This window comes from Palaeococcus sp. (in: euryarchaeotes), assembly GCF_053987695.1.
Window position 1 is genome coordinate 21,747 of sequence record NZ_JBMXHE010000046.1, and the last position, 6,280, is coordinate 28,026.

General features: G+C 44.4%; 5 protein-coding genes. 4 read left to right on the forward strand and 1 reads right to left on the reverse strand.

The annotated features are described in order from the left end of the window. Positions 1-177: 177 nt before the first annotated feature. Both ACXJGZ_RS03560 and ACXJGZ_RS03565 read left to right on the forward strand, forming a co-directional pair. Positions 178-1,368: a TIGR00529 family membrane protein gene (locus ACXJGZ_RS03560; RefSeq protein ID WP_456398315.1), complete on the forward strand. Its 1,191-nt coding sequence runs from the start codon at positions 178-180 to the stop codon at positions 1,366-1,368. A gap of 368 nt (positions 1,369-1,736) precedes the next feature. Next, entirely contained in the window at positions 1,737-2,792 is a 1,056-nt protein-coding gene (locus ACXJGZ_RS03565; RefSeq protein ID WP_456398316.1) for a DUF835 domain-containing protein, read from the forward strand. Here ACXJGZ_RS03565 and ACXJGZ_RS03570 read toward each other — a convergent pair whose 3' ends face one another. Beyond that, positions 2,793-3,620, reverse strand: a complete 828-nt coding sequence (locus tag ACXJGZ_RS03570; RefSeq protein WP_456321000.1) for a DMT family transporter — start codon at positions 3,618-3,620, stop codon at positions 2,793-2,795. A 116-nt stretch (positions 3,621-3,736) separates the two neighbouring features. Here ACXJGZ_RS03570 and ACXJGZ_RS03575 point away from each other — a divergent pair, with 116 nt between their 5' ends. After that, positions 3,737-4,261, forward strand: coding sequence for an aliphatic sulfonate oxidoreductase polyferredoxin-like subunit (locus ACXJGZ_RS03575; RefSeq protein WP_456398317.1), 525 nt, complete (start codon positions 3,737-3,739; stop codon positions 4,259-4,261). Positions 4,262-4,266: 5 nt separating this feature from the next. Next, positions 4,267-6,141 carry an aliphatic sulfonate oxidoreductase WOR-like subunit gene (locus tag ACXJGZ_RS03580; RefSeq protein WP_456320999.1) on the forward strand — a complete coding sequence of 625 codons (1,875 nt, stop codon included), beginning with the start codon at positions 4,267-4,269 and terminating at the stop codon, positions 6,139-6,141. The last annotated feature ends 139 nt before the right edge of the window (positions 6,142-6,280 follow it).

A 6,280-nucleotide genomic window follows, 5' to 3' on the forward strand; every position in this document is an offset into this window, starting at 1 on the left:
CTCAGTTATGGGCAAAGCGAAGGATAAAACACTCCCCCCTCATGGGCATCGGGCAAAGTTGGGGATTTTTATTTATAAAGTTTTTGGGAACTCTGGGACTTCTTAGGACGGCAGCTCCTAAAACTTTATAAGTTTCAATTAGATATTCATCTACACATTACCATATCGGTGAAAGCCATGAACGAACTCCTCTATCTTGTGGCATCATTCACACTCGTCATACTCCTGATAAGGCTTAAAGTTAATATCGGACTCTCGATCTTTACCGGCTCTCTAACTCTCGGTCTGCTCTTTGGGCTAACTCCATGGGATCTCTTAAACACCCTCTACGTGTCCATAACTTCATGGACCACCATAAGACTGATTCTGATAATTGTTTCAATAATGGGGCTTACAAACGTTTTCTCCCAGATAGGTTATCTCAAGTGCATGGAGAAGGCGGCTAAAGAACTTTTTCCAAGTGAGAAATATTCTCTAGCGGCACTCCCATCTTTGATAGGTCTGATGCCCATGCCGGCTGGAGCCCTTGTTTCTGCCCCAATGATTGAGGGAATTGCGGATAGATTGGGCGTTCCTCCCGAAAAGAAGACTCTCATAAACTACTGGTTCAGACACATATGGGAGCACTCCTGGCCCATGTATCAATCCATAATCATCGCCTCGGCTATTCTTGGGATATCAATTAGAGAGTTCAGCACAAAGATGTTTCCCTTCACGATCATAATGGTTGTTGTGGGTTATTTCTTCCTTTTGAAGCCAATAAAAACCCTCGATGAGGAGAGAGGTAACAGAAAAGAAGGTCTAAAGCTCTTCCTAAAGAGCACATACCCGATTCTTGTAATAATCGTGGTTTCAATAGTCTTTGGCTATGATATGGTATACGGGGCTTTTATAGGCTTTTTATCTGCGTTAATACCATACTTTAAAAAGGTTAGCAAGAGGGAAGTTATTAGGTATGCTCTCCAGCCCAAGATACTCTTTCTTCTCTTATCCGTTATGTACTTCAAGGAGCTCCTGGATGTTACGGGAGCCGTTAAAACACTCCCAAAAACGATTCTTGAGCTCAATCTTCCCATAGTGCTTGTCATAACGATTACACCCTTCGTTGTGGGTCTTATCACGGGAATCAGCTTTGCATATGTCGGTATGACGTTTCCCCTTCTCGCGCCTTTCTTTACGGGCTTTGACAAAATCGCCCTTGCATATCTGAGTGGATATATGGGAATGCTATTTAGCCCTGTGCACCTGTGTCTGGTCTTTTCGGCGGAATACTATAAAGCAGAACTCGGAGGAGTCTATAAAAAGATGCTGCTCCCTGCTTTAGCCCTGTTCTTCCTCGGACTTGCATACATATATCTCCTCCTCTAAACACCAGAAGTGCTCCTTGAGGATGCTGAGCCTCTTTTTTCCAATTCCTTTAATCCTTGAGAGCTCCTCCATGGCACCGTAGGGCTCATAGTGCTTTAAGAGCTCTGAGATCCAGATCTCATTGGTGGGTATTCCAAGCCTCTCAGAAGCTGGCGGGTGGATAAGCTTTCCCTTATATCACACGATAACATGCGTTGTAGTCCCTGATAACCTCATGAGAGACATAAACCACCTTTCTTTTTTAGTTACCAGAACTTTAAGTCTATTGCGGATATCGTAAGTTCAGGTTACCTTCATTGGACGGTTTGATATTAACAGGAACCGAAGTGGTTATATATACTTTGGATAACATTAACATTGGTGATGCTATGGATTCAGCGTTGCTCCTTTTGGGACAGTCATTAAGCCTCTCAGCCAAGGTGGTCGCCTTTGGGATGCTGGCATATGTATACCTGAAATACCAGAGAGTACCGGCACTTTACTGGTCACTCTCATGGTTAAGTGCATCTTTATCCATTCTATCGGATATGCTGGGAAATTTATACCTTCTTTCTCTTGCAGAAGCTTTTTGGGCGGCATTCCTTTTTTACGGGGTTATTGAACTCTTAAAGGAGAACTGCATCCTGGCAGAAGAGTTCAAAATTGTCTCGATAGCACCGGTTATAATATCAATTTACACAATCTTCCTCGGCAATTTTGGGTATTCTTCCGACTGGTTTGTGATTTTGGGTCTCCCCTATGCTTTCTCTTCACTTTTCATCTTCTTTTCGGGTATTCTGTTGCTATATACAAGGAAAACATACAACAGCAATGCTCTGTACCTTGGAATAATTCTCTCCATACATGGGATTCACAAGCTGGATTATCCGCTGCTAAGGCACACTGGATGGTTTTCGCCTATAGGATTCACTTTGGGAGCCGTTTTAACTGTTCTTTCAGCATGTCTAATGGTGAAATTTGCCTTCACAGAGAAATTTATAAAATTTGAAAAACCCTCAGTTGAGCTCCACTTCAAGCCGGGGGTTATGATCATAACCTCGCAGGAGTACTTAAGGGTGAAGGAAACTTTAAAGGATGTACCTGTTCTGGCATTTGTGAGGAATCTTGAGGTTCCTGAGACATGGAAAAGGTTTTTCATAACAAACACCACGGAGCATGATGCGATTTCTCCAACGAATTTGGGCAAAATGGCGGAGATGGCTTCCAGATACTTTAAAGAAGCCCATGAGAAGGGGTTTGAAGGGGTTGTTTTAATAGACTGTCCCGAATATTTAAAAACCTACAATGGTTTTGATGCTCTGGTGAAGTTTTTGGCTTCATTAAAGGATTTTGCCATTTTTTACGGGGGAGTTCTAATTCTGGTTATGGAGAAAAATGCCTGGGAGGAGAAAGAGCTCCGCCTCTTGGAGAGCTCAATAGTATAGCTAGTGGTTTCGTATCTCGTTCCAGATTGCTCCGAGTATAAGCATAGCCCCAAGATATCCTCTGGTACTTAGAATTTCCCCAATAGTTAAAAAAGCGGATATATGCCCGAATATAGGTTCCGAAGAATATATAAGGGCGGCTTTATGCGCTTTTGTCTCCTTTTGATATTTCACTTGAAGCGTGAAGGCAATAACGGTCGCAAAGATGCCGGTGTAAAGTATACCGAGCCACGGAGAGAGTGCATTGGGGATTTTAATTCCCTCAAAAAATGCAGCATATGCACTTGAAAATAGAAAGTTCCAGAAAATCTGCCAGAATGCCAGACTTATATAGTCCTTCTCCCCAAACTTTTGGACAAGTACTATCTGGAATGCGAAGGAGAGAGCACACAGCACGGTCAGCAAATCTCCGTAATTGAAGTTCAAGCTCGCCCCTGAGATTAGGTACAGCCCCAGCATTGCTATTCCAAGTGAAAGAAAATCCCTCCTTTTTAATATGTCTCCGAGGAGGAAATATGCTATGAAGGGTGTGAAGATCACATAGAGTGAGGTTATGAATGCCGAATTTGAAGCGCTCGTGTATTTTAAGCCCACAATTTGAAATCCATGCCCGAAGAAGAGAGTAATACCCAGCAAGGCTCCTTCCAGGAAAGCTTCCTTTTTAAGAACCCTTCTCCTGAAAATTAGGAGCATCAGGGAGGATGCTATTCCGAATCTATATGCCAAAAAGAGGATTGGTGACATGTAGGACAGGCTAACCTTCATGGCCGGGAAGGTGAATCCCCATATTGCCGTTATGCCCAAAAGGATGAGCTCAGCTCTTTTCATGCCGCATAATTGATTTCTTTGGTTTATAAGCATTTGTCTTTAAAGGAAAATCTAAACGATTTGATTTACGTAAGAGATATATAAAACATCGCCCTAAAATTGTTAGGTGTTATCAAATGGGTGAGGATATAGAAAGGGTTTGGATTTTGATAACCCCGGATAAGTGCAGCGGATGCAGATTGTGTGAGATAGCTTGCTCCCTGGAGCACGAGGGGATAATATGGCCCGAAGCGTCAAGAATAAGGGTATTTGAGTTTCTTCCGGGTGTAGACGTTCCTCATACATGTGTTCAATGCCCGGACTATCCATGTGTCAGTGCATGCAACTTTGACGCCTTAAGCGTGGATGAAATCACTGGAGCTGTTGTTGTTATGGAGGAGAACTGTACGGAGTGTGGCGCCTGTGTGCTGGCATGCCCGGGAAGTGTCCCAAGAATCCCCGAAGGGAAAGGGAGCGTGGTAATATGCGACCTCTGCGGGGGGAGTCCAAAGTGCGTGGAAGTTTGCCATGAAGCGGGGCATGATGCCCTTAAAATCGTTAAGGGGAACTATCGCTCCATATACCGGACTTTTGCTAGGAATCCCCTTGAGAAGAGCAACGAAATCGCAAAGAAACTTTTTGGAGAAGGATTTTTGGGGTGAGATTCATGTATGGATATCATGGAAGAATTCTGGATGTTGACCTAACGAGGGAACGGGTTAAGGTAGTTGAACTCGATGACGATGTTTTGAAAAAGTTCTACGGTGGTAGAGGACTCGGTGTTTATATCCTATGGAAGGAGCTTGGAGAACGCTGGGAAAAAATAGATCCTCTTGGTGAGGAGAACATTCTCCTGGTTTTAACGGGTCCGTTAACTGGTTACTATCCTGGGATGAAAACCGCCGTGCTTTCCAAATCTCCGGAGAGCAATGGTGTGGTTGGAAGTGTCCTGAGTAGTGAAGTTGGGCTTGAACTTAAAGCTTCGGGTTATGATGGGATAATTATAAGGGGAAGGGCCAAGACCCCTGTTTATCTTCTCGTTTACAATGATGACGTGGAAATAAGAGATGCTGAAAGGTACTGGGGAATGGGAGGGGTTGACCTCCACAAAACTATATTGAAAGAGGCATATGGCGAAATTAAAAAGAGGGAAAAGCTTAGAGGTCTTCCAAAGGAACCTGCGATGATGTATATTGGCAAAGCGGGCGAGAATAAGGTTCGGTTTGCCGCCATAATGACAAAACTCATGCATGCTGCCGGTTACGGCGGTTTCGGTGCGGTTATGGGGAGCAAGAATTTGAAGGCGATACTCGTTAAGGGAAGCAAACCCCTGCCTGAAGTTTATGACAAGGAAAAAATGAAGGCAATGTTAAAGGACTTCTGGAAGGAGCTCCTAACGATGACGACCTTTAGGGAGTGGGGCACCGGTGTGGGTGGCTACAGTGTCGGCAAGGATCGCTCCAGCCAGCCGGTAAGGAACTGGCAGGAAGAGTATCACGAGGATGAAAGGATAAGCGTCGTTAACTTTGAAAACAGAGCATGGATTAAGAAGTACTGGGCAGATTATGGGTGTCCTGTGAACTGCATGAAGATCTCATATCTCCGCTATGGTCCATATAAAGGCTCGATTACGGATGCCCCGGACTACGAGCTGATGGCATATTTGGGGACAAACTTAGGCATTTTTGATCCGGAGAAGATTATTTATCTCTCATATCTTGTGGATGAGCTTGGACTCGATGGTATAAATGCAGGGAATGTTCTGGGATTTGCCGCTGAGCTTTATCAGAGGGGTATTTTGACTAAAGAGGATATTGGTTTTGAGCTCAAATGGGGCGATGAAGGTGCCTTTGCAAAGCTCATCTACATGATTGTGGATAAGGAAGGGATTGGAAAAATCTTTGCCGAGGGGACTTACAGGGCAGCTCTCGAGATTTCCGAAATGAAGGGAGTTAACGCCATGAAATATGCTGTTCATGTAAAAGGCATAGGTATCGGTGCCCACGGGATAAGGAGCGACCTTGACTATACGAAAGACATTAGTTACGCCGTTTCCGTCCAAGGTGGGGATCACACTGCGACAGCGGGGCTTCCGGTAAGGAGTTATGAGGGGGAGCTCGTCAACGCATTCTATGATTCTGGAGTGGTGTGCATGTTTGTCACAAAGCCCGGCTTTGAGAGGATCATCGAGTTTGGAAATGCATTGACGGGTTTTGATATAACTCCCGAGAAATGGCTAAATGAAGTGGGTTTGAGGATAATCCACCTCCAGAGGATTCTTTTGCTTTTGGGGGGCCCTGATACATACTGGGATCCGAGGAGAGATGATGAAAATCCCGAACGCTTCTATGAACCCCTTTTACACGGTCCGCTAAAGGGCAAAGCTCCCGGCAGGGAGGAGATTAAGGCAAAAGTAAGGCGGTACTATAAGGAGATTGGATACGATGAGAATGGAATTCCACGGGAGGAAATGCTTGAAAAGCTCGGTCTGAGCGAGGCAAAAAGAGAGGTGGGGAGAATTAAGAGGCGATTAGGAGTTTAACTTTTGGTTCAGGAAAGCCTTATATTTTCCCTTTAAAACCTTCTATCGGTGAGTGATTTGGAAGGATGGAAGGAAAAACTCAGGCGAGGAATCCTTGAAAATAATGAAATTTTAATAGAGCTGACTCTGGGAGGGGAAT